Raw genomic sequence first — 25,222 nt, forward strand, 5'->3', positions numbered from 1 at the left:
GCCCGGTTTATCCCGTTTCTTGAAGCGCCACAAGAAAAAGGCCAAGTCTTCCCCTTGACCTGATCAGTTATGCGCCTACCCAATGCGCCGATGAGCACGATTCGATCCATCTGCGTTTATTGCGGGTCTTCGCCGGGCAACAGCCCCATCTATCTCGAAGCCGGCCGCACGCTCGGCCGGGCGATGGCGGAAGCTGGCATATCGCTCGTCTATGGCGGCGGCCTCAAAGGTATCATGGGCGCGGTCGCGAAAGGCACGATCGAGGCAGGCGGCACCGTGACCGGCATCATCCCGCGTTTCCTCATCCGCAAGGAGGCAGGCGATGCCACCGGGCTGGAACACCTCAACGAGGTGATCATCACCGAGGACATGCATGAGCGCAAACACGCCATGTTCGAGCGCTCCAACGCCTTCGTCGCCCTGCCGGGCGGCATCGGCACGGTCGAGGAAATCGTCGAGATCATGACATGGGCGCAGCTTGGCCGGCATGAAAAGCCGATGGTGTTCGGCAACATTGCAGGCTTCTGGAACCCGATGCTGACGTTGATCGACCACATGAAGGGCGAAGGCTTCATCCATTCGCAGCATCTGGTGCGACCGCTCGTCATCGACGAAGCTGCCGACATCGTACCCGCCATCATCGAGGCCGCGAAGCGGCGCATCGACATGGACGGCGATCAAGCAATCATCGAACGGCTGTAGCCGCTTCTGCGGCGCTCGCCCTGCGTGCTTTCAGCATCGACCACGTAAAAATGACGAGCGCGGCCCAGATGAACAGGAACGCGACGAAAGTCGTCAGCGTGAACGGTTCACGAAAGACGAAGACCGCGACCAGAAAGATCATGCTCGGCGCAATATACTGCATCATGCCGATGGTCGAGAGCTTCAAGAGCTTGGCGCCGTTGGCGTAGAGCATCAGCGGGATGGCGGTGACCAGTCCCGATGCCATGAGCAGCCATGTGTCGATCGAACCAAGACCGCCGAAATGCGAATTGCCGCTGGCGGTCAGCCAGACGATGTAGCCGATCGCCGGTATGCTGATCAAAAGCACTTCAAGGAAAAAACCTTGGTTGGGGCCAATGGGCAGCGACCGCTTGAACATGGCGTAAAAGCCCCATGTCACTGCCAGCGCGACCGATACCCATGGCAGGCCGCCCCGTTCCCATGTGAGGATCGAGACCGCGACGACGGCGAAGCCGATCGCCACGATCTGCGCGCGGTTCAGTTTCTCGCCGAGGAAAAGGGCTGCCAGAAACACGCTGAAAAGCGGGTTGATGTAGTATCCGAGCGCCGCTTCGACCGTGCGACCGACGGCGATCGCCCAGATATAGATACCCCAGTTCACCGAAATGATGGAGGCGGTGACGACCGCCATGCCGAGCATCCGCGGCGTCGCCAGCGCCGTGCGGATATCGGCGGTGCGCCCGAGCCAGAGCAGGACGAGGCCGGCGATCGGCAGCGACCACAGAGCGCGATGCGCTACCACTTCGGACGCCGGCATATGGGCGACGGCCTTCATGTAGAAGGGCAGAAATCCCCACAGCAGATAGGCTCCACCTGCAAAAGCGACGCCTCGAAGGGATTCGTTTTGTTCGGCGTTGGGCGTTTCGGTCATGTCAGTCGGCATTGGCCTGGGATTTTCATGCCTGCCCTGTCGCACGCGCCGCCCATTGAGCACCATCGCAAATCATTGATGTACCCATCGCAATTTGCTGATGGACCAATCACGCCGCGCGAGCTTCGCTGGCGGTGCTCGCCTTCACAAGCTTGTAGACGATCGAATCCATGAGCGCCTGAAACGAGGCGTCGATGATGTTTTCCGACACGCCCACCGTCCACCAGCGCGCACCGGTCGAATCGTGCGATTCGATCAGAACGCGTGTGATCGCCTCCGTACCGCCATTGAGGATGCGCACCTTGTAGTCGACCAGTTCGAGGTCTTCGATCTCGGCCTGAAACTTGCCGAGATCCTTGCGTAGCGCCAGGTCGAGCGCGTTTATCGGGCCGTGACCCTCGGCGACCGACATCTTTTCCTCGCCATCGACCATCAATTTCACGATGGCTTCGGAAACCGTCTTCAGCTCGCCATTGGCGTCGAAGCGGCGCTCGACCATGCAGCGGAAGCTTTCGACCTTGAAGAAATCCGGCACGCGGCCCAGCGTGCGCCGCGCCAGAAGCTCGAAACTTGCATCCGCACCCTCATAGGCATAGCCCTGAGCTTCGCGCTCCTTTACCAGCGAAATCAGCGTATCGAGACGCGGATCGGCCTTGTCGACCGCAACGCCACGTCGCTTCAGTTCCGCGATGAAATTCGACTTGCCGCCCTGATCCGACACCATAACCCGACGCTCGTTGCCGACCGTTTCGGGCGGCACATGCTCATAGGTTTCCGGCTCCTTCAGGATCGCCGAGGCATGGATGCCGGCCTTGGTCGCGAAGGCGGACGCGCCGACATAGGGCGCCTGCGCATTCGGAGCACGGTTCAGGAGTTCGTCAAAGGCACGCGACAGCCGCGCAAGCCCTTCCAGCTTTTCGGGCGTGATCGCCGTCTCATAAAGATCGGAGAAGGCAGGCTTGAGGGCCAAAGTGGCGATCAGCGTGACGAGATTGGCGTTGCCGCAACGCTCGCCGATGCCGTTCAGTGTGCCCTGCACCTGCCGCACACCGGCTTCGACGGCGGCAAGGGAATTCGCCACCGCCTGCCCGGTATCGTCATGGGCATGAATGCCAAGATTTGTGCCGGGAATGCCCGCCGCGATAACCTTCGCAACGATCTGGCGGATTTCCGCCGGCTGCGTGCCGCCATTCGTGTCGCACAGTACCACCCAGCGCGCGCCTGCGTCGTAAGCCGTCCGCGCACAGGCAAGCGCATAGTCCGGATTGGCCTTGAAGCCGTCGAAGAAATGCTCGCAATCGACAAGAGGCTCGCGCCCTGCCGCCTTCGCCGCCTCGACCGAAGCGCGGATCGCATGGAGATTTTCGTCGTTCGTGCAGCCAAGCGCGACGCGCACATGATAGTCCCAGCTCTTGGCGACGAAGCAGATTGCGTCCGCCTTCGCCTGCAAAATCTCGGCCAGCCCCGGATCGTTGGAAGCCGAAACGCCCGCCCGCTTCGTCATGCCGAAGGCGACAAAGGTAGATTTACCCGTCCGCTTCTTCTGAAAGAACGCAGTGTCGGTCGGGTTCGCGCCGGGATAGCCGCCCTCGACATAATCGATTCCGAATTCGTCGAGCATCCCCGCTATCGCGATCTTGTCTTCGAGGGAAAAGTCGATCCCCGGCGTCTGCTGGCCGTCTCTAAGAGTGGTATCGAAGAGATAGACTCGTTCTTTCATCATCATACCCCGTCCTTCGGCGGCCAGACTTCGGTGTCATGGTCGGGATGCTGACAGGAGACGATATCGGACAGGAACGTCGCCTTGTCGTCGCCTTCGGTGGGAAAACCGGGCAAGGCGGCAAGCCCGTCGACATAGGGCAGCTTTTCCTCGATGCCCCACTGCTTTTGCGGGGCGATATCCTCGGGCTGGTCGAACGCGCCGATCGCGAGCGCGATGCCGTCTGGTGCCTCATAGGTCAGCGGCGTGCCGCATTCGGCACAAAAGCCGCGCAGGACATGGTTTGACGAGCGGAAGCGCTTAGGCTCGCCGCGCGTCCACTCCAGCGCTGCTCCACGGACCGAGGCGAGCGGCGCATAGAACGCACCGAACGCCTTCTGGCACATCCGGCAATGGCAGATGGACGCGTCGCCGAGCGCTCCTTCGATGCGAAACCGCACGGCACCGCACTGGCAGCCGCCGCTATAAAGCGGCTTGTTGGGCAGGCTCATCGTTTGATCTCCCATGTGGTCACGCGCTCGCCGGTCGCCGCGTCCTTGCCATCCTTCAACTGGACGCCTTGCGCCAGAAGCTCGTCGCGGATGCGGTCGGCCTCGCCCCAGTTCTTGTCAGCGATGAAGGCGAGGCGCTCGGTGACAAAGCGTGCGACCGCCATCTCGTCCACTTGCACCGCTTCGGCTTCCAGCCCCAGAAAAGAGAGCGTTGCCTTCAGCGACGCTGCGGCATCGGGCGTCCCCTCGCCGGCAAGCTGCGTCAGCGCATGGATCGCATCGCTGGTCGCCAGATCGTCGGACAGCGCGCCGAGCACGGCCGGCGATATTTCGCCCCCGCCTTGCGCCTGATCGGCGACGCGCATCCAGCGGCGCAGAATGTTCTCCGCCTCCTCCAGACGCCGCACCGAAAAATCGATCGGCTCGCGATATTGCGTCATCAGCATGGCAAGGCGCAGCACCTGTCCCGGCCATTTGCGACCGCCGAATTTTTCCGTCGCCAGAAGCTCGTTGATGGTGACGAAATTGCCTTCCGACTTCGACATCTTGCGGCCCTCGACCTGCACGAAGCCGTTGTGAAGCCAGTAATTGGCCATGACATCGGTGCCGTGGGCACAGCGCGACTGCGCGATCTCGTTCTCATGATGCGGAAAGATCAGGTCGAGCCCGCCGCCGTGAATGTCGAAGACCTCGCCGAGATAGGCAGCCGACATGGCCGAGCACTCAATATGCCAGCCCGGACGCCCGCGAATATCCAGACGTTCCCCTTTGATTTCGAAAGTCGCATCCCAGCCCGGTTCACTGGCGCTCGACGCCTTCCACAAAACGAAGTCGCCCGGATGCTTCTTATGCGCATCGACGGCGACCCGCGCACCGGCGCGCTGGTCTTCGAGATTACGGCCCGAGAGCCGTCCGTAATCGTCCATCGACGACGTGTCGAACAGGATTTCACCTTGAACCGCATAGGCATGGCCGCGATCGATGAGGTTTTGAATCAGCGTGACCATATCGGCCTTGCCGTCCTCGCGCGGCAGAACGAACTCGGTCGCGCGGGGTTCGTGCGTAGGTTTCAGGCACCCGAGCGCGGCGACATCGGCATGGAACTGGTTGGCCGTCGTCTCGGTCACCTTGCGGATCGCGGCGTTCAGCGGCAGATCAGGAAAGTCGCGCAGGGCACGCGCGTTGATCTTGTCGTCCACATCCGTGATGTTGCGCACATAGGTGACGCTTTCAGCGCCATAGAGATGACGCAGCAGGCGATACATCACGTCGAAGACGATGACCGGGCGCGCATTGCCGATATGGGCGAAGTCGTAGACCGTCGGGCCGCACACATACATGCGCACATTCGTCGGATCGATGGGCCGAAAAAGCTCCTTCGTGCGCGTCAGCGTATTGGTCAAGCGCAGATGCGGCGCTTCAGTCATGAACGAACCTTCCAAACCATATCGCCCGGCTGGCCGGGAGGTTTTCTCGTTCACGATCGGAAAGGCGAAAACGTCCGGACCAGCAGGCTGCTAGCCGATAATGCAAATGCCGATAATGGCGACACGCGTTTTCATGCCTGCTTTATCGCGCCGCCGCCTGAAATCGTCAAGCGGCCCGGCATGCTACGTGGCTGAAAAGTCACATAAAGAATTGGTTAAGCATGTCCGTCGAAATTGGTTAGAATTGTCATGATTTCTCTACCTCCGCGACAAGGTTTCGTCTCAATCGAACACCACCTTCAAATGGTTCGCAGCAACCTCGCCATCAGGAATAGAAGAAATGCCGATCCTCGCCCCCAAATCCGAACGACAACGCGTCGAATACAAGTCGCTGACCAGCCATTATCGCGGCATCGGCCCGGCTGCCGTTCTCGCAGCCCTCATCTTCTCACCGCGCAAGCAGGTCGTGTCGCACGCCCACAACCCGCAGCTCGTGAAAAACGCCGGCTGAAATCAAAACAGCGAAAGCTGATCGGGCTTTCGCGTCTCCACGGCGGGTTCCGGCACTTCTGGTGCCGGATCGAGAAGACCGGGATCGTCATTGGCAACCTTGTTGACGCGATCGGAAACCGGAATCGCCTCGAAGAAGTCCGCCCCGACCGGTCTCATGAGATCGGCGACGTCGCGTGGCTCGTTGCCCACGCAATCGAGCCAGCGTCCGAAATTTTCCTCATGAATGACCACCGGCATGCGGTGGTGAATCGGCGCAAGCGTTTCGTTCGCGCCGGTCGTCAGGATCGCGCCCGTATCCATCTCGCTTCCATTCGGGTCGAGATAGGTTTCCATCAGCCCGGCAAAGGCGATGACGCCTCCGTGCCTCGGCCGGATGAAGAAGGGCTGCGCGGTCCCCTTGCCCGTTCGCTTCCATTCATAGAAGCCGCTTGCCGGCACGAGCGTGCGATGATGGCGAAGAGCCGCACGAAACGTCGCTTTCTCGCCCGCCGTTTCGGAGCGTGCGTTGAACAGCAGCGGAAAGCCCTTCACATCTTTCACCCAGGACGGCAAAAGCCCCCAGCGCACCAAAAGCGCGCGCCTGTCCGGCAAGTTGGAACCGGGCGCGCGCGGATGCCCTCTGGCCATCATCAGCACGGGCTGCGTCGGCGCGATGTTGAAGCGCGGCGCGATGCCGCCTTCATGATCCATGATGCCGAAAACCGCCTCGATCTCGGCGGCGGTCTGGTTGAGCACGAAACGTCCACACATATGGCCTATGTAGACGTTCTTGCACCGGAACGGGAGGGCAAGGATTGAACCGCATATCCGCCGCATCGCTCGCCGTCATCCGCGACGGTCGCTTCCTGCTCGTTCGGCGTGGACGCGGGATGGCGCGAGGGCAATATGCGTTTCCCGGCGGACGGCTCGAGGCCGGAGAGACGCCTCAGAACGCCGCACGCCGCGAGCTTTTCGAGGAAACGGGCCTGACGGCCGGTGATCTCTCGCTCATCCGTGTGATCGAGATCGACGGTGGCGACGTATCTTACGAGCTGAGCGTCTTTCTTTGCCTCGACGCCAGCGGCGACGCGGTTGCGGGCGATGATGCGGAGGAAGCGGGTTGGTACGCGGCAGAGGAAATGGAAGCGCTCGAAATCACATCCTCCACGTTGGAAATGGCGCGCGAACTCGCCGCGTCACATTGCGGCCCGAGAGCCGGGCGAATAGACAGGCCAGCCATAACACTGCGCGAGCCTCGATGACACGCCTTCTTTCCCGCATTGTGCTGATAGCTGGGCTGCTGATGCCGGTAGGCGGCGTGGCGCGCGCTAACGATTCGCCCTTCGAGGCCAATCTGGTGCGGTTGTCCGAGGTGCTCGGCTCGCTCCATTTCCTGCGCAATCTTTGCGGGGAAGCCAGCAATGAATGGTTCGCGCATATGGAACAATTGCTGGAAGCCGAAGACCCGGACGACACGCGCCGCGCGCGCTTCGTGGCAAGCTTTAATGCCGGCTATCAGGCATTCGAAAGCAACTATATGCGCTGCACGCCTTCCGCCGTCGAGGCGATCAACCGCTACATGAAGGAAGGCGAGACGCTGTCGCGCGACACCGCGGCCCGCTACGGTAATTAGCATTCGATTAACTTTTTAATCAAAGTCTTCATGCGTGACATTTTTGTTGTGTTAAAAAGGCTTAACCAGTCCTCGACAACACAACTCAAATGCCGACGGTCAATCGGCGTCAGGTAAAGCGCGATGAACTACAGCCTCAACGATATCGACGCGATCATTCGCGAAGAAAAGCACCTGACGGCTGTCGAAAGTCACAGCGAGGCATGGGCCGAGGGGCTTTCTGCCGGGATCGAACCTGAGATCATCGCCGAGGCCGCGCTGGCGACCGCCCTGCGCGAACTGGTCAAGACATCGGGCGAAGATTCGGCTGTGCTGCTTTTGGAAAAGATGCGCAAGCTTGCGCTTTCCGGCGCCTTCGAAGGCGACAAGAAACTTCATTGACCTGCGCACGCAGTTTTTGCCTGTGCTAGCATCGACGTCATGTCGATACCTGCCCGATCCATCCTTGCCGCATTCCTGCTCGCCATCCTGACGATTCCCGTTTTTGCGTTCAGCGAAACGCCCGACGTCACCGATCCGCCTTCCTTCGAAGTTCCCCTTCCCGATCCGCTGCGCCCGGGAACGCCCGGCAACGCTCCCGAAGAGGCCGCACCGGAAATTTTCTACGATTCATCAACGCTTCCCGAGCCGGTGGCGCGGATGCGCGAACGTATCATGGAGGCATGCCGGGCCGGCGACATCGAGGCGCTTCGCGCTTTCCTGTCGACCGGCACGAACGCCACACAACTTTCGCTTGCGGGGATGGACGGCGACCCGATCGAGTTCCTGCGCACGCTTTCCGGCGACGAGGAAGGGCATGAAATCCTGGCGATCCTGTACGAGGTTCTGGACGCCGGGTACGTCCATCTCGATGTCGGCACGCCGCAAGAGCTTTACGTCTGGCCCTATTTCGTGGCCATGCCGATCGCCGAACTGACGCCGCCGCAACGCGTCGAACTCTTCAAACTCGTCACCGCAGGCGACTATGAGGAAATGAAAGCCTACGGCACATATGTCTTCTTCCGCGTCGGCATCACGCCGCAGGGCGAATGGGAATTCTTCGTCGGCGGCGAATAGGCGCGGGCTTGTTCGATCTCCGGCAGGCGCTTAGGTATCGGTCTTTCGCTCACGAAGGTCCGATTCATGCCCGTCGTCCATCTCGCTGACCGCGCCCTTGTCACCGTCACCGGCCCTGACGCCGAGCATTTCCTGCAAAACCTGATCACGACGGATCTTGCCGCTCTTGGCATGAACGAGGCACGTCCGAGCGCGCTTTTGACGCCGCAGGGCAAGATCCTGTTCGACTTCCTGATTTCGCGCGCGGGCGACGGCTTCGTCATCGAATGCCGTACAGATATCGCCGCCGACCTCGTCAAGCGCCTGACGATCTATAAACTGAGAGCGAAAGTCGAAATTTCCCAACCGGACGAACAACTTGTCGCCGTTTCATGGGACGATGAATCGAGCGCTTCAGTTTCCGATTCAAATTTGCGGGATATGCGTTTTCCTCAGACCGTTATGCGCCATTACACATCGTTGCTTGAAGCAAGCACGGACGAGACGGCCTGGACGGGTTATCGCGCCGCCAGCGGCATCGCCGAAAGCGGGGCCGATTTCGAACTCTCGGATGTCTTCCCGCATGACGTTCTTTACGACCAGAATGGTGGCATCGGGCTTAGGAAAGGATGTTTCGTCGGACAGGAGGTCGTCTCGCGCATGCAGCATCGCGGCACCGCGCGCCGCCGCGTGATGATCGCGACAGCCGAAGGCGAATTTCCCGAAGCGGGTGCGGACATCACTGTCAACGGACGCAGCATCGGCAAGCTGGGGTCGGGCTCGAACGGCGCGGGCCTCGCCATCGTTCGAATTGACCGCGTGAAGGATGCGCTCGATGCGGGCGAGGCCATCGTCGCGGGCGACACGCCGCTGGCGCTGTCGATCCCTTCATGGGCGAACTATACGCTGCCCGCAGACAAGAGCGACGACTGATGCCGGATCGTCCCGGCGCTCCCGCGCGTGCCTGGCAGCGGATGCTGTCCGGCCGCAGGCTCGACCTTCTCGATCCCTCCCCGCTCGATATCGAGATTTCCGACATCGCGCATGGTCTTGCCCGCGTCGCACGCTGGAATGGACAGACGCATGGAGCGCATGCCTTTTCAGTCGCCCAGCATTCGCTCGTCGTGGAGGCGGTGATCCGCTCGATCGAAGCCGATCTGGAGCCGCGCTGGCAGCTTGCCGCGCTGCTTCACGACGCGCCCGAATATGTCATCGGCGACATGATCTCGCCCTTCAAGCGCCAGATCGGCGACAGTTACCGGGCCGTCGAACAGCGTCTTCAAACGGCGATCCATGTGCGCTTCGGTCTGCCGCCGGTTCTGCCCGCCGCGATCAAAAAGGCGATCAAGCGTGCCGACCAAATCGCCGCCTATCACGAGGCCACACGGCTGGCCGGGTTCGGCATGGTGGAAGCCGTGAAGTTCTTTGGCCGCCCGACGGGCGTGACGGCTGGCGAGTTGTCACTTGAACCGCAGGCCGCGACAGTCGTGCAAGATGCGTTTCTGGCGCGCTTTGGCGAGATCGCAGCGTCGCTCTAGTTTATCGCCCCTGCCGCTCCAGACGGTTCAAGAACCATTGCGTCAGGCGCTGCCAGACTTCCTCTTTTTCGCCCGCATCTTCCACGCCGTGTTCAAGGTTCGGATTGTCGTTGACCTCGATGACGTAGATCTCGCCGTTCGGCATTTCCTTCAGATCGACACCGTAAAGCCCGTCGCCGACGCACTGGGCAGCGCGCACGGCGGTGTCGATCACATGGTCTGGCGCATCAGCCAGCGTGAAGGCGCGAAAGCCGCCCTCGTCCGGTTTGCCGCGCCGGTCGTGATTGACGATCTGCCAGTGCTTCTTCGCCATCAGATATTGCACGGCGAAGAGCGGCTGGCCGCCGAGCACGCCGATGCGCCAGTCGTAATCGGTCGGCGAATATTTCTGCGCGATCAGAAGGTCGGAATCCTCAAGCCATTTGACAGCGAGCGTCTTCAATTCCTCGAAATCGGCCGCCTTCTTCACCCCGCGCGAAAAAGCGCTGTCCGGGATTTTCAGCACCAGCGGGAAGCCCAGCGTGTCGGCGGCAAGCTGAAGGTCGGCGGCGCCTGCGATCATCACCGTCGGCGGCACCGGCACCTTGTTGGCGTCCATCAACTCGTTCAGATAGACCTTGTTGGTGCAGCGGATCATCGACAGCGGATCGTCGATGACGGGCATGCCTTCCTGCTGCGCACGTCGCGCGAAGCGGTAGGTGTGGTTGGAGATCGACGTCGTCTCGCGGATGAAGAGCGCGTCGTAATTGGCAAGCTTCGGCAGATCGCGCCTGCTTATCGGCTCCACTTCGACGCCCATCTTCGCGGCCACGCGCGACCAGTGCTTCAGCGATGCGATCGACGACGGCGGCAGTTCCTCCTTGGGATCGACCAGCGTAGCGAAGGAATAGCGCGCCGGCGTGCGCTGCTTGGTGTCGCGCCATTCGCGGGCCGTATAGATATCGAGGCATTCGAGAAAGCGGCTTTTCTCATCCTCCTTCATGCGTGCCAGCGGCAGGAAGCCGATTTTCGATATCGTCGCCCATTCGCCATTGTCGCGGATGGTTACTTCGAGCGCGGGCGCGCGAAACCAGTCGAACAGGAGCCGCGCGAAGCGGTCGCACGCCCGCGACGGGCCGATACCGAAAAAGATCGCGATGCGCGTGGGAAACGCGCCGTCGAACTCCTTGCGAGCACGGTTCAGCGCCTGCTCCAGTTCGGGCAGCGCCGCCTCGTAAAGCTTCTTTTCCGACAGGTCGATCATCGTCTCGACGGAGGGGATGATCCTGTGACCGCGCGAACCGGCGAGAAGCGACGCGTAATAGCCGCGGCTTTGATAGGCGTAAGACCCCGACAGATTGATGATCTTGGGGCGCTGCGCACGAAACAAAGACGGATGCGAAAGGTAATCGCGATTGGTGATGATCTTGTGAGGCGTTTCGAACTGGTCGAGGTCGCTCTTGCGGCCGGTCAGGATGACCCAGGTCATTTTCTCTTTCTGTCTCCAAGCATCACAGCCGCCCGCAAAGCGGGCTGGCCGAACTGGGCCATTCGCATGAACATCTCATAGGGCACCGGGACGTTGGCGGCGTCGGCAGCCGTCTCGCCATGCTCGTCCTCGACCCATGGGTCGTGAATGAAGATATGATCGCCGTCATCGTCGATCGCCAATACCCAGTGGGGCACCTTTTTTCCGAACATCAGGAAGCCCGAGATAAGAACCATTACGAGGCGTCCTTGTTTCAACGCCTTGCGAATATCTTCCAGAACGAACGCCCGCTCGCGAACCGGCACGCCATATTTCGCGATCCGCGCGCGAAAATCGATCTGGGCAAGTTGCATGACGCGGCGCTTTTCATGGTTGCGTACCGACTGCAGGAAAAGGGGCCCTTCCTGCGAGACGAAGATTTCTGCCGGTATCCCGTTTTCGTGCGCCGCGACGGCCATGCCGAACGGCTCGCAACCGCCCGGCCCAGACATCATGAAGATCGTAGTCGCATCGCGCCAAAGGCGGATTTCATTGACCGGGTCCGGCACATATTCGGGATCGAAACGCGCCATCGCCATCATCAGGCAGCAGGGTCCGCAGGTGAAATCGGCGGTCTGCTCGTAGAACGGCACCTTCGTCGAGCGGATTTCGCCGCGCAAAAGCTTTTCCATGCGGATTGCCGCAACGCCATCCTCGTAATACCCCTTCTCGATGCCGATGCGCCGGTAGTGGTTCTTCTCGTAAAGCGCTATCGCACGCGGATTGTCCTCGCGAACCTCGAGCCGAAGGAGCATCCGGCCGTGCTCGTAAGCGGCGTGTTCGGCCGCCGCCAGCAATGTGCGCCCCAGGCCGCTTCGCCCGTGTTCGGGATCGACGGCGAGCGAATAAAGCCGGGCAACACCGCTGCCCTTTCGAAAAAGCACCATCGCATAGCCGACGATCACGCCCTGATCCTGCGCGATCATCGTTTCGGCGGTCGGCCGTTCGATCAGTTGATGAAACGACCGCCGCGAGATGCGGTCATGCTCGAAGACGCGTGCTTCGAGCGTTGCCAGTTCGCTTTCGTCGCCCGAACGTGCCGGGCGCAGGACGATACCGGGGATCGTCGTCGGTGCGGATGCCATTGCGGCCATGTCCTCGAGAGAATCATGCGCGGTAGCCTCGTTGACCACCGGGCCGCCGCAAGCCTCCCGTGATGCGACGGCAAACTCGCTTTCGCGCCTCCATTGCGGTCTTATTGTGGCGTAGCCGCAAACGTGGTCAAGCGGCCGCAAAAGCGCGCGCGGTTCGAACAAACTGACTGCCTGTCCATCACATTCGGGCGAGGCCGGCTGAAAAGATACCGTTCATGTCTTAGATTGATCGCATGAAACGAATGCTCGCCTTCGTCGCTTTGCTTCCGGTGCTGACCACCGCGCCCGCTATGGCGGCGTGTCCGCAAACGGTCACGATCAATCGCGGCGATACGCTGTCGGCCGTCGCGGCAGCGTGCGGCATCAATGTCGAGACGCTGATGCAGGCCAATCCCGGTCTGCGGCCGAACCGTCTTCAGCCAGGCATGATCGTTTCCGTACCCGCCGAACCGTTGCCCTCCTCGCAGGCTCCCTACAACCGGCCGCGTGTCACTGTCGCGCCGCCGATCACGACCACCGCTCCCGGCATCCAGACGCCGACCAACATACAAGGCCGCGAATACCGCACGGAGCGGCCGATCTATTTCGATCCGACCCGCCAGCCCCTGCCGGGACAGGTTCCGCTTCCCGGGCAGCCCGGCTCGCCTGGATACCCCCTGCCGCTGCGATAAAGGCCAGAATGTCAGTTCAATGAAATTGATGTTTACAGTGGCGCAATTCGTTTCCGTTTGATCGATCGCCGCGATAATCTCCGGCTTCAAACCGAGATATCTCCATGACGACGATCAGCGCAGACCGCCCAGCCGCCGCACGCCCCGTGCCCTGGCTCCTCATCATATGCGGCTGCATTATCGCGGCGATGGCATTCGGGCCGCGTTCTGCGATGGGCTTCTTCCAGTTGCCCATGCTGGCGGAAAAGGGCTGGGACCGCACGACGTTCGGTCTCGCCATGGCGATCCAGAATCTCCTGTGGGGTCTCGGCCAGCCTGTCTTCGGCGCAATCGCCGACCGTTACGGCACATGGCGCGTGCTTGCCTTCGGCGGTCTGCTCTACGCTTGCGGCCTCGCACTGATGTCAGTCGCCGACACGCCGACGATGCTGCACATCAGCGGTGGCGTGCTCGTCGGCCTCGGCGTTGCGGCAAGCTCATTCTCCATCGTGCTCGCCTCATTCGGGCGCAACACACCGCCTGAAAAGCGCTCGATTGTCTTCGGCATCGGCACCGCTGCCGGCTCGGCCGGAATGTTCATCTTCGCGCCCGTCAGCCAAGGGCTGATCGATGCTTATGGCTGGTCCGACACCTTGATGATCATGAGCGCGATGATGCTCATCATTCCGGTGCTCGCCATCCCGCTCGCCGGCAATTCGAAGACCGGTTCGGTGCCGCAGGCGCAATATGAGCAGTCGATGGGCGAAGCTTTGCGCGAAGCGTTCGGCCACAGGAGCTATCTCCTCCTCGTTTCCGGCTTCTTCGTCTGCGGCTTCCAGGTCGCGTTCATCACGGCGCACTTTCCCGCCTATATCGGCGACCTCGGCATCGACGCCAGCTATGCCGTCCTCGCGCTCGCCTTTATCGGCTTCTTCAATATCATCGGATCGCTTGCGGCAGGCGTGATCGGCCAGAAATATTCGAAGCCGATGTTCCTCGTGCTGATCTATATCGGTCGCTCGATCGCTGTCACGGCCTTCCTGCTTTTGCCGCAGACACCGACCTCGGTGATCGTCTTCTCGATCGTCATGGGTCTGTTGTGGCTGTCGACCGTGCCGCCGACCAACGCGCTCGTCGCGATCATGTTCGGCACGCGCTATCTCGGCATGCTGGGCGGTCTCGTCTTCCTGTCGCACCAGATCGGCTCGTTCCTCGGCGTCTGGCTCGGCGGCTATCTCTACGACGTCTTCGGCACCTATAACCCGGTCTGGTGGCTGGGCGTCGTGCTCGGCCTCTTCGCCGCGATCGTTCACTGGCCGATCAGGGAGCGCCCGGTTGAGCGCCCCGCGCTGGTGGCCGCGGAGTAGCTACCGCGCCGCCATGTTGGCAATCGGAAAAATCGCGCAGGTCTCCGTGCCGATGGCGAGGAGCTTGCCGTTTTCGTCGGTCATTCGCGCTTCGGACACCGCCAGCGTGCGGCCCTTGTTGACCACTTTGCCCTCGCAGGTGACGATACCGGTCTTGTCGCTGATGGGGCGCAGATAGTTCACCTTCATCTCGACCGTGGAATAGCCCTCACCCTTGCCAAGCAATGTGTGGATGGCGCATCCGAGCGCCGAATCCAGCACCGTTGCCGCCCATCCGCCATGGACCGAACCGAGCGGGTTGAAATGGCGCGCGCCGGGCATGCCCTTGAACACCACCCTGCCCTCTTCCGCCTCGACCAGACCGAAATTCATGCGCGCGGCGATGCTCGGCGCGGGATATTCGCCCGCTACCACGCGGCTTAAGAGTTCGAGCCCCGTATAGTGCTCCACATCCTCATGCGGGATCGTGCCGAGCCCGCGCGGAGCGACATATCCAGGAAAAATCTCGACTTCGGTCATAAGGCGTTTTCTCCATCGTGCGATTTGGCGAGCGCTTTTCGAAGCGCGGCAATGAAGCCGATCCGCGCGTCAGGTTCCTCCATGCCGCGCGGCTCGTAGATATGGCGCGTCAGGAAAAAGCCGGTCAGGCGAAAGGCATCGGATATCGCCGCCTCGTCAGCGGAAAGGCGCGAGCCGCGTTGCAGGAACGGCGGCAGCGCCAGCATCTTGTCGCGCCAGGGTTCGCCTGCCTCGCGCGATACGGCGCGCCCGCTTTTGGGCGACACGTAGGTCAGTTCGTCGCGCGTTCCCGTCGCCGCGCAGCGTTCGAGATCGAGGCCGAAGCCGAGTTCTTCGAGAATATGAAGTTCGAAACGCACGACGAGTTCGGCTGCGGACACGGGATCGCCGAGGTGATCGAGCACGACGCCCAGCGTCTCGTAAAGCCCAAGATGCGGGTCGCGCTCGGGCAACAGGCGCAGATGCGCCGCCATCAGTTGCAGGCCGTAGACGCTCGCCGCGCTTTCCATCAGCCGTGCGGCCTTGAGGTCGACCGGCTCCACCGCGAAGAAGCCAAGATGCTCGTCGAGCCGCGCACGCCAGACGAGTTCGACGCGGTTGCCAGGCTGGAGAACCGGCTGCATGCGGCGCGAGCGTCCGCCGCGCACGAGGCCAAGATGACGGCCATGGCCCGGCGTCATCACTTCGAGGATGACGCTCGTCTCGCCGTGCCGGCGCGTGCCAAGGATGATGCCGTCGTCACGCCATTCCATCAGGTGACGTTCGGCGCGTTATCGGGGAAATTCAAGTCCCATCTCGCGATAGCGCTCGGGATCGTTGATCCAGTTTTCGCGCACCTTCACGAACAGGAACAGATGCACCTTCTGCTCGAGGATTTCGGCCAGTTCCTCGCGCGCGGCCTGCCCGATAGCGCGGATCGTCTCGCCCTTCCTGCCGAGCACGATCTTCTTCTGGCTGTCGCGCTCGACATAAATGACCTGCTCGATCTTGACCGAACCGTCCTTCTTTTCCTCCCAGCGCTCCGTCTCGACATGGGACGAATAGGGAAGCTCCTGATGGAGGCGCAGGAACAGCTTTTCGCGGGTGATCTCGGCGGCAAGCTGGCGCATCGGCAGATCGGAAATCTGATCTTCCGGGTAGTACCACGGGCCTTCCTGGACGGTCTCGGCGAGATCGTCGAGGAGGTCCGCGCAGCCAGAGCCGTTGAGCGCCGAGACCATGAAGGTGCGCTCGAAGCCGACTTTCTCGTTGGCCTTCGCGGCGAGCGCCAGAAGGTCTTCGCGCTTGACCTGATCAATCTTGTTCAGGATCAAAATCTTCGGCTGGCGAACATTTTCCAGCCTTTCGAGGATGGTTTCGGCATCGCCGCGAATGCCGCGCTCCGCATCGATCAGGAGCGCGATCATATCGGCGTCCTTCGCCCCGCCCCAGGCGGTCGTCACCATGGCCTCGTCGAGCTTGCGGCGCGGCTTGAAGATGCCGGGCGTATCGAGAAAGACGATCTGCGCGTTTTTATGCGTTGCGATGCCGCGCACAACGGCGCGTGTCGTCTGCACCTTGTGCGTCACGATCGAGACCTTGGTGCCGACGAGCTGGTTGAGCAGCGTGGACTTGCCGGCGTTCGGCGCGCCGATCAGCGCCACGAAGCCCGAGCGCGTGGGGCTTTCGATGCCGGTTTTCTCGTCACTCATTCCGTTTCGTCCTTCCACACGCCTTCGCGCGTCAAAATCATCTGCGCCGCAGCCTGCTCGGCTTCGCGCTTGGAGCGGCCGGTGCCCGCGCCCGGCTTTACGCCGTCGATCAGCACGGAAACCGTGAACACCGGATCATGATCCGGTCCTTCGCGGCTGTCCACACGATAGGTCGGCGATGCCTTGACGCGCTGATGCGCCCATTCCTGCAATTCGGTCTTTGCATCTCGCCGGCCGGCCGAAGTGCTTTCGGCACGGTTCTGCCAGTTCGCCAAAATGAAGTCGCGCGCCGCATCCAGTCCCTTTTCGAGATAGATGGCGGCGATCAGCGCCTCCATGACATCGGAGCGCGTATTGACCCGCTTCTTGCCGGACAGCGAACCGAACTCGGCACCGGTTCGGATCAGCGGCGTCAGGCCGATCTCGTCGGCAAGTTCGGCGAGCGTCTCGGCATTGACAAGCGCGTTGAGGCGCACCGACAATTCGCCTTCATCCGCATCCGGATAGGCTTCGAACAGCATCTGCGCGATGACGAGGCCGAGCACCCGGTCGCCCAGAAATTCCAGCCGTTCGTAATGGCCGCCCGCCGCCGGCTGCGCGCTCGCATGGGTCAGCGCACGTGCCAGCCGCGCATGATCGGACAAGGCGACGCCGGTAATCTTTTCCACGGCGGCGGCAAGTGCCGCGCCGTCGAGCGTATCGCGTGCCATCAATTGACCGACGTCAAAAGGCGCGAGAACCGCAGTTCCGTCGGCCAGCGCCAGATTTCCAGCGGACTTGCGCCGCCGGCCATCGAGAAGAAGATGATGTTGGCGCGTCCGACCAGATGGTCGTAGGGCACGAACCCGACCGAGAAGCGGCTGTCGGTCGAGTTGTCGCGATTGTCGCCCATCATGAAATAATGGCCGGCAGGCACGTTGAATTCGCGCGTGTTGTCGCCGATCGAGTTCGGCGTCAGGTCGAGCGTGTCATAGGAGACGCCGTTCGGCAGCGTTTCGCGCCAGACCTCGACGGGCCGCGCCATCTCGGTGATATCGGGATTGTCGATTTCGTCGACCAGTTCGCGCTCGACCGCCTCGCCATTGATGAAAAGCTGGCCCTCGCGCATCTGCACGGTATCGCCCGGCAGGCCGATCACGCGCTTGATATAGTCGAGCGATGGGTCCGGTGGGAATTTGAAGACGACGACGTCGCCGCGCTCCGGCTCCGATCCCCAGATGCGGCCCTCGAACAGCGGCGGCGAGAACGGCAGCGAATGGTGCGAATAGCCGTAAGCCCACTTGGTCACGAAGAGATAGTCCCCTTCGAGCAGCGTTGGGCGCATCGAGCCGGAAGGGATCGAAAACGGCTGGAACAGAAGCGTGCGAATGACGAGCGCCAAAAGCAGCGCCTGAATGATCACGCTGACGGTTTCGCCGAAACCACCCGATTTCTTCTTGTTCTGGTCAGCCACGCAGCGATTCTTTCAAAATTTTACGAAGAGCGGTTCGTCTTACCGCTTGCCAGAGCCTGCGGCAACGCCGTTGCGTCGCTTCGTCACGCCGCAGCTATGGCCTCGATGACGACGAACGCTTGAGCCAACGGAAAATCGTCTGTGATCGTCAGATGGATCACAGGTTCGTGCCCCTCAGGCATCAGCGCGTAAAGCCGGTCGGCGGCACCGTTCGTCAGGCGCATGGTTGGCTTGCCGCCGGGCAGATTGACGACGCCCATGTCGCGCCAGAAGACGCCGCGCGACAGACCCGTTCCGAGCGCCTTGGCGCACGCTTCCTTGGCGGCGAAACGCTTCGCGTAGGAAGCCGCTCGCAATTTGCGCCGGTCTGACTTCGCCTGCTCGATACCGGTGAAGACGCGCTTGGTAAAACGCTCGCCGTGCCGCTCCAGCGTCTTTTCGATGCGCCGGATGTCGATCAGGTCGCTGCCGATGCCGATGATCATCAGATATTCCGGCTTCCCGGTTTCACCGGGGGAATGGCTGCGAGCTCAGGCGGCAGCGCGTCGGCCGGATAGGCGGGCACTTCATATTCGGCAAGCGCGATGAGCGGCACGCCGACATCGGCCTTGCCCGCCGAACGGTCAACGATGCAGGCGGCAGCCACGGCGTCCGCGCCGAGCGCCTGCATGCAGGCCACTGTCTCGCGGATCGACAGGCCCGTCGTCACGATGTCCTCGACAATAACGATTTTCGCGCCTTTCTCGATCTCGAAGCGGCGAAGGCGAAACTCCCCCCCTTCCCGTTCGACCCAGATCGCGGGCGCGCCCAGATGACGCGAGGTCTCATAGGCCGGAATGATGCCGCCAATGGCCGGACCGACGACATAATCCGGCTTGCCGACGGCTGCCTCGATCTTTTCGGCAAGCGCCTTGCACAGGATCGCCGTCTTGTCCGCATGCATGAAGACACGCGCCTTTTGCAGGAAGACGGGGCTGCGCAGGCCGGAGGTCAAGATGAAATGCCCTTCCAGAATCGCGCCCGCCTCGCGGAAAATCGCCAATACGTCCTCGGTCTGCATCGCCACCCCTTTATCCATTGACGCGGCGCACTTCGGAAACGCTCGCATTTTCCTTCAGCTGCGACATCAGCCGGTTGAGATGCTTCAGGTCCCACACTTCGAGATCGAAGACCATTTCGGTGAAATCCGGCGCCGTGCGCAGCATCGACAGCGTATGGATGTTGGCGTCGTTCGATGCAATCACCTGCGAGATATTCGCAAGCGAGCCCGGCTCGTTGATCGCGGTGACGGATATACGCGCCGGGAAACGCTCGTGATTGTCCTCGTCGATGTCCCAGCGCACATCGATCCAGCGTTCGGGCTGGTCGTCGAAGGCGGTCAGCGATGGCGACTGGATCGGGTAGATTGTGATTCCCATGCCCGGCTGCATGATGCCGACGATCCGGTCGCCCGGAACCGCTCCTTCCGGCGCGAACTTGACCGGCAGATCGCCGCGCACGCCGCGGATGGGCACCGCGCCGCTGTTCCTGCGCTTTCCCTTTTTCTCCGGCGTCGCCGAACGGGGCATCTGGAAGAGCATGCCGGCGGCGTTGCGGATGTTGAACCACCCCTCCTCGCGCTGGCGCGGCGGCTGGGCGGCGCGTTCGTCCTTGTGATCGGGGTATACGGCGCGCACGACGTCGGGCGAAGCCAGTTCGCCGCGACCGACAGCGGCCAGAACGTCCTCGACATCCTTGCGCGCCAGACGATGCAGAACCGGCTTCAGAAGTTCCTTGGAAAAACTCTTGCCCGAGCGCTCGAAGGCACGTTCGAGAATGCGCATGCCAAGGCCGGAATATTGCTTGCGGATGGCATTCTTCGTCGCGCGACGGATGGCGGAGCGCGCCTTGCCGGTGACGACGACCGATTCCCACGCGGCGGGCGGCACTTGCGCCTTCGAGCGGATGATCTCGACCTCGTCGCCGTTCTTCAGTTCGGTCATTAGCGGCATGATGCGGCCGTTGATCTTCGCGCCGACGCAGGTGTCGCCGACATCGGTATGGACCGCATAGGCGAAATCGATCGGCGTTGCGCCGCGCGGCAGGGCGATCAGCCGCCCTTTCGGCGTGAAGCAGAAGACCTGATCCTGAAACAGTTCCAGCTTGGTGTTTTCGAGGAATTCTTCCGGGTTGTCGCCTTCCGAAAGCTGCTCGATCGTGTGGCGCAGCCAGGCATAGGCGTTGGTGTCCTTGGAAAGCCGCAGCCCGCCATTTCCGGCCTGCGTCATCCCGTCCTTGTAAAGCGTATGCGCGGCAACGCCGTACTCCGCCACTTCTTCCATCAGCCGGGTACGAATCTGCAATTCGACGCGCTGGCGCGACGGACCGACAATGGTGGTGTGGATCGACCGGTAGTCGTTCTGCTTCGGCGTCGAGATGTAATCCTTGAACCGGCCGGGCACCATGGACCAGGTCGTGTGGATCGCGAACAGAGCGCGGTAGCAGTCCTCCTCGCGCTCCACAATCACGCGGAAGCCGAAGATGTCCGACAATTGCTCGAAGGAGAGCGCCTTCGCCTCCATCTTGCGGAAGACCGACCACGGCTTCTTCTGGCGGCTCTTCACGCTCGCCTTGATATCGTATTTTTCGAAAAGGACGGACAGCGATTTCTCGATCTCGCCGATCACGTCCTTCGAGCGCTCGTAAATATCGGCAAGCCGCTCCGTCACCGCGCGATGCGCCTCGGGATTGATCGTGCGGAAAGCGAGTTCTTCCAGTTCCTCGCGCATGTCCTGCATGCCCATGCGCCCGGCGAGCGGCGCATAGATTTCCATCGTCTCCTCGGCGATGCGCACGCGCTTGTCCTGGCGCATGTGCTCCAGCGTGCGCATGTTGTGCAGCCGGTCGGCGAGCTTGACGAGCAAAACGCGCACGTCCTCGGCGATGGCGAGCAGGAGCTTGCGCAGATTCTCGGCCTGCTCGGCCTTTCTGGAAACGAGATCGAGCTTCTTGAGCTTCGTCAGACCCTCGACGAGCTTGCCCATCTCGGGGCCGAACAGCGTGTCGATTTCCTGACGGGTCGCCGATGTATCCTCAATGGTGTCATGGAGAAGCGCGACCGCGATCGTCGCTTCATCGACATGCATATCCGTCAGGATTGCCGCGACTTCGAGCGGATGGGAGAAATATGGGTCCCCGGATGCACGCTTCTGGTGCCCATGCTTTTGCATCGCATAGACATAGGCCTTGTTCAGGAGCGCTTCGTTCACGTCGGGCTTGTAGCGCTGGACGCGCTCGACAAGCTCGTACTGCCGCATCATGGAGACGATACCTCATCAAGAAAAAAGTGCCGCGCGACCGATGGCAGCGCGGCACTTATACTAGATAGCTGTCGAGCGGCGGCAGCGAAAGAGTGCCGCGCCGTCTAACGATCAGAAATCGTCGCTCTTTTCCGGTGCAACAAGACCTTCGATACCGGCAAGCAAATCTTCCTCGGTCATGCGATCGAAGGCGATGTTGTCGTCCGGCTCGTCGGCAACAACTGCTTCCGCGCCCGTTTCGGAGCTAAGCGCCGGGGCGGCTTCCGCTTCTGGTTCATCCACCTCGACATGCTTTTGCAGCGAGTGGATCAGGTCTTCCTTCAGGTCTTCGGGAGACAACGTCTCGTCCGCGATTTCGCGAAGCGCGACGACCGGGTTCTTGTCATTGTCGCGATCGATGGTGATCGCCGCACCCTGCGAGATCAGGCGAGCACGGTGGCCGGCGAGCAGAACGAGCTCGAACCGGTTGTCGACCTTGTCGATGCAATCCTCAACGGTGACGCGGGCCATGGGCTGCCCCTTTCATGTCTTCGAGTATCGGGAGATTGCGTGCTCCATACCGAAAATTTCATGGCTTGACAAGCATCCGACCGCCCGCGTCACCAGATCAAAAATCGGCGGAAGCGCTTGGCGAAAAGCCAAACCGGGACTATGTCGAGACGATATTTCAAATCGTCATTTCGATCCAAAAGCCATTTCAGAAGGAACTTCGCCATGTTCGATCCGCGCGAGAAGATCGCCCTTTTCATCGACGGAGCCAATCTCTACGCGACATCGCGAGCGCTCGGCTTCGACATCGACTACCGCAAGCTGCTCAGCCATTTCCAAAGCCAGGGCTATCTGCTTCGCGCCTATTACTACACGGCGCTGATCGAGGATCAGGAATATTCCTCCATACGTCCGTTGATCGATTGGCTCGACTACAATGGCTACACCGTCGTCACCAAGCCGGCGAAGGAATTCACCGACGCAACGGGCCGGCGCAAGATCAAGGGCAACATGGACATCGAACTGACCGTCGACGCTCTCGAACTTGCCGGCACGGTCGACCACTATGTGATCTTTTCCGGCGACGGCGACTTTCGCACGCTGGTCGATGCGTTGCAGCGCAAGGGCCGCAAGGTGACGATCGCATCGACGACGACTTCGACGCCGCCGATGATTTCCGACGATTTGCGCCGCCAGGCCGATCATTTCATCGAGATCAGCGCGCTCAAGGGCGCGATCGGGCGCGAAGGGTCCGAGCGGGTCGCAAGGCGGCCGGTCGCCGATCCCGCAGAGGACGAAGACAATTGAGCGCGCGCGTGGCCGGCATCGGCCCGGCGGAACCTTCGCCCGACTGCCCGCTATGTCCGCGGCTTCACGGCTTCATCGCCGAATGGCGGGCAAAAGAGCCGCGCTGGTTCAACGCGCCGGTCCCCACATGGCGCGATGAGCGCGGTGACGACAAGGTCGAGCTCCTGATCGTCGGCCTTGCACCGGGCGTGCGCGGAGCCAACCGCACCGGACGGCCGTTTACCGGCGACTATGCGGGCGATCTTCTTTATTCGACGTTGAAACGATTCGGTTTCGCCAAGGGCGAATTCGAGGCGCGGCCAGATGACAGTCTCGAACTGGTCGGGGCAGCCGTCACCAACGCCGTGCGTTGCGTGCCCCCAGAGAACAAGCCGGTCGGTGCAGAGATCAACACCTGCCGGACCTTTCTCGTCCCGACCATCGCGCGGTTCGCCAATCTGCGCGCGATCGTTACGCTGGGGCTGATCTCGCATCAATCGGTGGTGCGCGCATTGGGCGGACGCGTCGCCGCTCACCCCTTCGGTCACGGAGCCGAGACCAATCTTGGCGGCGTGCGCGTCTTCTCCAGCTATCACTGCTCGCGCTACAACACGAACACCGGCCGGTTGACGGAGGAAATGTTCGTCAATGTGTTCGGGAAGGTACGGGAGTATCTTGGAGGGAATAGGGAATAGGGAATCATTCGACCGATCTGCCGACCGCAAGACGACGTTATTACGTCTGTCGTCCTTCCCTACTTCCCTCCTCCCTGTTTCCCTTTAGCTTCACCCGTGCGCCTTGAGCAACCGTGCTTTCTCTCGGCTCCAGTCGCGTTTCTTCTCGGTCTCGCGCTTGTCGTGCAGTTTCTTGCCCTTGCCCAGCCCGAACAGAAGCTTCGCGCGGCCCTTTTCGTTGAAGTAAATCTTCAACGGGACCATCGTCATGCCCTCGCGCTCGACGCCCTGCGCCAGACGGGCCATTTCCTTCTTCTTCAACAAGAGTTTGCGGCGGCGGCGCGGCTCGTGGTTGAAGCGGTTCCCTTGCGTATATTCGGGAATGTAGGAATTGATCAGCCAGATCTCGCCGCCCTCCGCTGACGCGTAGGATTCGCCGATATTGGCCTGCCCCTCGCGCAGCGACTTCACCTCCGTCCCCGTCAGCGACAGGCCCGCCTCATAGGTGTCCGTCACCTCATAGGCGAAGCGCGCCTTGCGGTTTTCGGCGACCGTCTTGGAATTTTTATCAGTGTCTTTTGCCATAGCGGGAAAGTGGTGCGCGAAGGCTAGTTGATCAAGCCGGCATGGACCAATGCCGCGTCGATCGCCTGCGCAGTCGAAGCTTCGACGGTTACCAGCGGCGAACGCACCGTGTTCTCGACCTTGCCGAGGCGCGACAGCGCGTATTTCGAACCCGATACGCCAGCCTCGATGAAGATCGCCTTGTGAAGCGGCATCAGGCGGTCCTGCAACTCGATCGCCCTTTCGCGGTCGCCCGAAAGCGAAGCGCGCTGGAACTCGGCGCAAAGTCGCGGCGCGATGTTGGACGTGACCGAAATCGCGCCCTGCCCGCCATGCGCGTTGAAGCCGAGCGCCGATGCGTCCTCGCCCGAAAGCTGGATGAAATCGGGGCCGCAGGTGATTCGCTGCTCGGAGACGCGCTCGATCTTGCCCGTTGCATCCTTGACGCCGACGATGTTGGAAAAGTCCTTTGCCAGACGACCCATCGTCTCGGGCAGCATGTCGATGACCGAGCGCGGAGGGATGTTATAGATGATGATCGGCAGCTTCACGGCTTCGGCTACGGCCGCGAAATGCGCATAAAGGCCACGCTGGTTCGGCTTGTTGTAATAGGGCGTCACCACCAGAACGGCATCGGCGCCGGCGCTCTCGGCGAATTTGGCCAGTTCGACCGCCTCGGCGGTGCTGTTCGAACCGGCTCCCGCGATCACCGGAACGCGGTGGTCCGCCGCCTCGATGCACAGCTCGACGGCGCGGCGATGCTCTTCATGGGTCAAAGTGGGCGATTCGCCCGTCGTACCGACAGGAACGAGACCGTTCGTTCCCTCGGAAATCTGCCATTCGATCAGGTCGCGATACGCTTTCTCGTCGAGCGAGCCGTCCCGGGTAAACGGAGTGACGAGCGCGGTCAGCGAACCTGTGAACATGATCGGAAAGCTCCTCGGAAAATAGCGCAAAAGCACCAGTCTGCCTGCCTTCTAGACGATCGCGGCAGCTTGCACCATAGTCTTTGACGGGCTCGCGAAGCGAATTCGCGCATGAAGAAACGGAGATTCATCGTATTTGATGGCGACCGATAACCAATCGTTTACCTCGTCTTCACTCGTCAGGCTGTAGCCTGCCGGTTGCCGAAGCCAGCATTGCAATCAGCCGATGCCGGATCACGACATTCACGACGA

The 25,222-nt window shown here is 61.4% G+C and carries 30 protein-coding genes; 12 read left to right on the top strand and 18 right to left on the bottom strand.

The genetic code is table 11. The features are described 5' to 3' along the window. Positions 1–90 precede the first annotated feature (90 nt). The gene (locus ACX82Z_RS10970; protein WP_459588702.1) at positions 91–702 is read left to right on the top strand and encodes an LOG family protein; all 612 of its coding nucleotides are present in this window, start codon (positions 91–93) and stop codon (positions 700–702) included. Here ACX82Z_RS10970 and rarD read toward each other — a convergent pair. The 4 genes from rarD to cysS form a co-directional block, all read right to left on the bottom strand. Then, a complete protein-coding gene (rarD, locus tag ACX82Z_RS10975) occupies positions 686–1,615 on the bottom strand; it encodes an EamA family transporter RarD (protein WP_459588704.1) in 930 nt (309 codons plus the stop codon). The genes ACX82Z_RS10970 and rarD overlap by 17 nt on opposite strands. Before the next feature lie 109 nt (positions 1,616–1,724). Then, on the bottom strand, positions 1,725–3,338 hold the full coding sequence (gene cimA / locus ACX82Z_RS10980) for a citramalate synthase (RefSeq protein WP_459588706.1): 1,614 nt from the start codon (positions 3,336–3,338) through the stop codon (positions 1,725–1,727). After that, a complete protein-coding gene (locus tag ACX82Z_RS10985) occupies positions 3,338–3,826 on the bottom strand; it encodes a GFA family protein (RefSeq protein WP_459588708.1) in 489 nt (162 codons plus the stop codon). Before ACX82Z_RS10985 ends, cimA begins: the two co-directional genes overlap by 1 nt. Then, positions 3,823–5,253: a cysteine--tRNA ligase gene (gene cysS, locus ACX82Z_RS10990; RefSeq protein WP_459588710.1), complete on the bottom strand. Its 1,431-nt coding sequence runs from the start codon at positions 5,251–5,253 to the stop codon at positions 3,823–3,825. The genes ACX82Z_RS10985 and cysS overlap by 4 nt, the downstream gene beginning before the upstream one ends. Positions 5,254–5,593: 340 nt before the next feature. Here cysS and ACX82Z_RS10995 point away from each other — a divergent pair, with 340 nt between their 5' ends. After that, positions 5,594–5,764 (top strand): transcriptional regulator, encoded by a 171-nt coding sequence (locus tag ACX82Z_RS10995; protein ID WP_459588712.1) that lies wholly within the window; start codon positions 5,594–5,596, stop codon positions 5,762–5,764. A 2-nt stretch (positions 5,765–5,766) separates the two neighbouring features. Here ACX82Z_RS10995 and ACX82Z_RS11000 read toward each other — a convergent pair whose 3' ends face one another. Further along, positions 5,767–6,516 carry an SOS response-associated peptidase gene (locus ACX82Z_RS11000; protein ID WP_459588713.1) on the bottom strand — a complete coding sequence of 250 codons (750 nt, stop codon included), beginning with the start codon at positions 6,514–6,516 and terminating at the stop codon, positions 5,767–5,769. 44 nt (positions 6,517–6,560) lie between these two features. On the opposite strand from ACX82Z_RS11000, the gene ACX82Z_RS11005 reads away from it, so the two are divergent. From ACX82Z_RS11005 to ACX82Z_RS11030, 6 genes are all read left to right on the top strand, one after another. After that, positions 6,561–7,007 (top strand): NUDIX hydrolase, encoded by a 447-nt coding sequence (locus ACX82Z_RS11005; protein ID WP_459588714.1) that lies wholly within the window; start codon positions 6,561–6,563, stop codon positions 7,005–7,007. Continuing rightward, a complete protein-coding gene (locus tag ACX82Z_RS11010) occupies positions 7,004–7,378 on the top strand; it encodes a TIGR02301 family protein (RefSeq protein ID WP_459588715.1) in 375 nt (124 codons plus the stop codon). The genes ACX82Z_RS11005 and ACX82Z_RS11010 overlap by 4 nt, the downstream gene beginning before the upstream one ends. A 123-nt stretch (positions 7,379–7,501) precedes the next feature. Then, entirely contained in the window at positions 7,502–7,759 is a 258-nt protein-coding gene (locus ACX82Z_RS11015; protein WP_459588717.1) for a hypothetical protein, read from the top strand. A gap of 39 nt (positions 7,760–7,798) precedes the next feature. Then, entirely contained in the window at positions 7,799–8,434 is a 636-nt protein-coding gene (locus ACX82Z_RS11020; RefSeq protein ID WP_459588719.1) for a hypothetical protein, read from the top strand. Between the two features lie 66 nt (positions 8,435–8,500). Next, positions 8,501–9,346: a CAF17-like 4Fe-4S cluster assembly/insertion protein YgfZ gene (gene ygfZ / locus ACX82Z_RS11025; protein WP_459588721.1), complete on the top strand. Its 846-nt coding sequence runs from the start codon at positions 8,501–8,503 to the stop codon at positions 9,344–9,346. Then, positions 9,343–9,951 carry a YfbR-like 5'-deoxynucleotidase gene (locus ACX82Z_RS11030; RefSeq protein ID WP_459911708.1) on the top strand — a complete coding sequence of 203 codons (609 nt, stop codon included), beginning with the start codon at positions 9,343–9,345 and terminating at the stop codon, positions 9,949–9,951. Before ygfZ ends, ACX82Z_RS11030 begins: the two co-directional genes overlap by 4 nt. 1 nt (position 9,952) lies before the next feature. Here the strand turns inward: ACX82Z_RS11030 and ACX82Z_RS11035 are convergent, their stop codons facing one another. Both ACX82Z_RS11035 and ACX82Z_RS11040 read right to left on the bottom strand, forming a co-directional pair. Continuing rightward, positions 9,953–11,419 carry a RimK family protein gene (locus tag ACX82Z_RS11035; protein ID WP_459588723.1) on the bottom strand — a complete coding sequence of 489 codons (1,467 nt, stop codon included), beginning with the start codon at positions 11,417–11,419 and terminating at the stop codon, positions 9,953–9,955. Then, the gene (locus ACX82Z_RS11040; protein ID WP_459588725.1) at positions 11,416–12,543 is read right to left on the bottom strand and encodes a GNAT family N-acetyltransferase/peptidase C39 family protein; all 1,128 of its coding nucleotides are present in this window, start codon (positions 12,541–12,543) and stop codon (positions 11,416–11,418) included. Before ACX82Z_RS11040 ends, ACX82Z_RS11035 begins: the two co-directional genes overlap by 4 nt. Positions 12,544–12,785: 242 nt before the next feature. Between ACX82Z_RS11040 and ACX82Z_RS11045 the strand changes: the two genes are divergently transcribed. Further along, positions 12,786–13,223, top strand: coding sequence for a LysM peptidoglycan-binding domain-containing protein (locus tag ACX82Z_RS11045; protein ID WP_459588727.1), 438 nt, complete (start codon positions 12,786–12,788; stop codon positions 13,221–13,223). A 104-nt stretch (positions 13,224–13,327) separates the two neighbouring features. Next, the gene (locus ACX82Z_RS11050) at positions 13,328–14,569 is read left to right on the top strand and encodes an MFS transporter (protein WP_459588729.1); all 1,242 of its coding nucleotides are present in this window, start codon (positions 13,328–13,330) and stop codon (positions 14,567–14,569) included. Here ACX82Z_RS11050 and ACX82Z_RS11055 read toward each other — a convergent pair whose 3' ends face one another. The 9 genes from ACX82Z_RS11055 to rpoZ all read right to left on the bottom strand — a co-directional run bounded on the left by ACX82Z_RS11055 (position 14,570) and on the right by rpoZ (position 22,041). After that, the gene (locus ACX82Z_RS11055) at positions 14,570–15,088 is read right to left on the bottom strand and encodes a PaaI family thioesterase (RefSeq protein WP_459588731.1); all 519 of its coding nucleotides are present in this window, start codon (positions 15,086–15,088) and stop codon (positions 14,570–14,572) included. Beyond that, positions 15,085–15,840, bottom strand: a complete 756-nt coding sequence (recO, locus tag ACX82Z_RS11060; RefSeq protein WP_459588732.1) for a DNA repair protein RecO — start codon at positions 15,838–15,840, stop codon at positions 15,085–15,087. Before recO ends, ACX82Z_RS11055 begins: the two co-directional genes overlap by 4 nt. An 18-nt stretch (positions 15,841–15,858) precedes the next feature. Next, positions 15,859–16,779: a GTPase Era gene (gene era / locus ACX82Z_RS11065; RefSeq protein WP_459588734.1), complete on the bottom strand. Its 921-nt coding sequence runs from the start codon at positions 16,777–16,779 to the stop codon at positions 15,859–15,861. Continuing rightward, the gene (gene rnc, locus ACX82Z_RS11070; protein WP_459588736.1) at positions 16,776–17,489 is read right to left on the bottom strand and encodes a ribonuclease III; all 714 of its coding nucleotides are present in this window, start codon (positions 17,487–17,489) and stop codon (positions 16,776–16,778) included. The genes era and rnc overlap by 4 nt, the downstream gene beginning before the upstream one ends. Further along, positions 17,489–18,232, bottom strand: coding sequence for a signal peptidase I (lepB, locus tag ACX82Z_RS11075; RefSeq protein WP_459588738.1), 744 nt, complete (start codon positions 18,230–18,232; stop codon positions 17,489–17,491). The genes rnc and lepB overlap by 1 nt, the downstream gene beginning before the upstream one ends. 83 nt (positions 18,233–18,315) lie before the next feature. After that, complete coding sequence (acpS, locus tag ACX82Z_RS11080) at positions 18,316–18,717, bottom strand: holo-ACP synthase (RefSeq protein ID WP_459588740.1); 402 nt, start codon at positions 18,715–18,717, stop codon at positions 18,316–18,318. After that, positions 18,717–19,292, bottom strand: coding sequence for an orotate phosphoribosyltransferase (gene pyrE, locus ACX82Z_RS11085; RefSeq protein WP_459911709.1), 576 nt, complete (start codon positions 19,290–19,292; stop codon positions 18,717–18,719). The genes acpS and pyrE overlap by 1 nt, the downstream gene beginning before the upstream one ends. Before the next feature lie 10 nt (positions 19,293–19,302). Next, on the bottom strand, positions 19,303–21,531 hold the full coding sequence (locus ACX82Z_RS11090) for a RelA/SpoT family protein (protein WP_459588742.1): 2,229 nt from the start codon (positions 21,529–21,531) through the stop codon (positions 19,303–19,305). A 111-nt stretch (positions 21,532–21,642) separates the two neighbouring features. Beyond that, positions 21,643–22,041, bottom strand: a complete 399-nt coding sequence (gene rpoZ / locus ACX82Z_RS11095; protein WP_459588744.1) for a DNA-directed RNA polymerase subunit omega — start codon at positions 22,039–22,041, stop codon at positions 21,643–21,645. A 204-nt stretch (positions 22,042–22,245) separates the two neighbouring features. Between rpoZ and ACX82Z_RS11100 the strand changes: the two genes are divergently transcribed. Both ACX82Z_RS11100 and ACX82Z_RS11105 read left to right on the top strand, forming a co-directional pair. Beyond that, entirely contained in the window at positions 22,246–22,827 is a 582-nt protein-coding gene (locus ACX82Z_RS11100; protein WP_459588746.1) for a LabA-like NYN domain-containing protein, read from the top strand. Then, complete coding sequence (locus tag ACX82Z_RS11105; protein WP_459588748.1) at positions 22,824–23,501, top strand: uracil-DNA glycosylase; 678 nt, start codon at positions 22,824–22,826, stop codon at positions 23,499–23,501. Before ACX82Z_RS11100 ends, ACX82Z_RS11105 begins: the two co-directional genes overlap by 4 nt. Before the next feature lie 90 nt (positions 23,502–23,591). Here ACX82Z_RS11105 and smpB read toward each other — a convergent pair whose 3' ends face one another. After that, positions 23,592–24,065, bottom strand: coding sequence for an SsrA-binding protein SmpB (gene smpB / locus ACX82Z_RS11110; protein WP_459588750.1), 474 nt, complete (start codon positions 24,063–24,065; stop codon positions 23,592–23,594). Positions 24,066–24,088: 23 nt separating this feature from the next. After that, positions 24,089–24,970, bottom strand: coding sequence for a 4-hydroxy-tetrahydrodipicolinate synthase (gene dapA / locus ACX82Z_RS11115; protein ID WP_459588752.1), 882 nt, complete (start codon positions 24,968–24,970; stop codon positions 24,089–24,091). Positions 24,971–25,222 lie beyond the last annotated feature (252 nt).

The sequence above is a fragment of the Aliihoeflea sp. PC F10.4 genome (assembly GCF_054612275.1).

Bases quoted from the DNA above. Each gene is read 5' to 3' on its own strand.
- ACX82Z_RS10970 (WP_459588702.1), top strand. From the start codon at position 91: ATGAGCACGATTCGATCCATCTGCGTTTATTGCGGGTCTTCGCCGGGC.
- rarD (WP_459588704.1), bottom strand. From the start codon at position 1,615: ATGACCGAAACGCCCAACGCCGAACAAAACGAATCCCTTCGAGGCGTC.
- cimA (WP_459588706.1), bottom strand. From the start codon at position 3,338: ATGATGAAAGAACGAGTCTATCTCTTCGATACCACTCTTAGAGACGGC.
- ACX82Z_RS10985 (WP_459588708.1), bottom strand. From the start codon at position 3,826: ATGAGCCTGCCCAACAAGCCGCTTTATAGCGGCGGCTGCCAGTGCGGT.
- cysS (WP_459588710.1), bottom strand. From the start codon at position 5,253: ATGACTGAAGCGCCGCATCTGCGCTTGACCAATACGCTGACGCGCACG.
- ACX82Z_RS10995 (WP_459588712.1), top strand. From the start codon at position 5,594: ATGCCGATCCTCGCCCCCAAATCCGAACGACAACGCGTCGAATACAAG.
- ACX82Z_RS11000 (WP_459588713.1), bottom strand. From the start codon at position 6,516: ATGTGTGGACGTTTCGTGCTCAACCAGACCGCCGCCGAGATCGAGGCG.
- ACX82Z_RS11010 (WP_459588715.1), top strand. From the start codon at position 7,004: ATGACACGCCTTCTTTCCCGCATTGTGCTGATAGCTGGGCTGCTGATG.
- ACX82Z_RS11015 (WP_459588717.1), top strand. From the start codon at position 7,502: ATGAACTACAGCCTCAACGATATCGACGCGATCATTCGCGAAGAAAAG.
- ACX82Z_RS11020 (WP_459588719.1), top strand. From the start codon at position 7,799: ATGTCGATACCTGCCCGATCCATCCTTGCCGCATTCCTGCTCGCCATC.
- ygfZ (WP_459588721.1), top strand. From the start codon at position 8,501: ATGCCCGTCGTCCATCTCGCTGACCGCGCCCTTGTCACCGTCACCGGC.
- ACX82Z_RS11035 (WP_459588723.1), bottom strand. From the start codon at position 11,419: ATGACCTGGGTCATCCTGACCGGCCGCAAGAGCGACCTCGACCAGTTC.
- ACX82Z_RS11040 (WP_459588725.1), bottom strand. From the start codon at position 12,543: ATGGCATCCGCACCGACGACGATCCCCGGTATCGTCCTGCGCCCGGCA.
- ACX82Z_RS11045 (WP_459588727.1), top strand. From the start codon at position 12,786: ATGAAACGAATGCTCGCCTTCGTCGCTTTGCTTCCGGTGCTGACCACC.
- ACX82Z_RS11050 (WP_459588729.1), top strand. From the start codon at position 13,328: ATGACGACGATCAGCGCAGACCGCCCAGCCGCCGCACGCCCCGTGCCC.
- ACX82Z_RS11055 (WP_459588731.1), bottom strand. From the start codon at position 15,088: ATGACCGAAGTCGAGATTTTTCCTGGATATGTCGCTCCGCGCGGGCTC.
- recO (WP_459588732.1), bottom strand. From the start codon at position 15,840: ATGGAATGGCGTGACGACGGCATCATCCTTGGCACGCGCCGGCACGGC.
- era (WP_459588734.1), bottom strand. From the start codon at position 16,779: ATGAGTGACGAGAAAACCGGCATCGAAAGCCCCACGCGCTCGGGCTTC.
- rnc (WP_459588736.1), bottom strand. From the start codon at position 17,489: ATGGCACGCGATACGCTCGACGGCGCGGCACTTGCCGCCGCCGTGGAA.
- acpS (WP_459588740.1), bottom strand. From the start codon at position 18,717: ATGATCATCGGCATCGGCAGCGACCTGATCGACATCCGGCGCATCGAA.
- pyrE (WP_459911709.1), bottom strand. From the start codon at position 19,292: ATGCAGACCGAGGACGTATTGGCGATTTTCCGCGAGGCGGGCGCGATT.
- ACX82Z_RS11090 (WP_459588742.1), bottom strand. From the start codon at position 21,531: ATGATGCGGCAGTACGAGCTTGTCGAGCGCGTCCAGCGCTACAAGCCC.
- rpoZ (WP_459588744.1), bottom strand. From the start codon at position 22,041: ATGGCCCGCGTCACCGTTGAGGATTGCATCGACAAGGTCGACAACCGG.
- ACX82Z_RS11100 (WP_459588746.1), top strand. From the start codon at position 22,246: ATGTTCGATCCGCGCGAGAAGATCGCCCTTTTCATCGACGGAGCCAAT.
- smpB (WP_459588750.1), bottom strand. From the start codon at position 24,065: ATGGCAAAAGACACTGATAAAAATTCCAAGACGGTCGCCGAAAACCGC.
- dapA (WP_459588752.1), bottom strand. From the start codon at position 24,970: ATGTTCACAGGTTCGCTGACCGCGCTCGTCACTCCGTTTACCCGGGAC.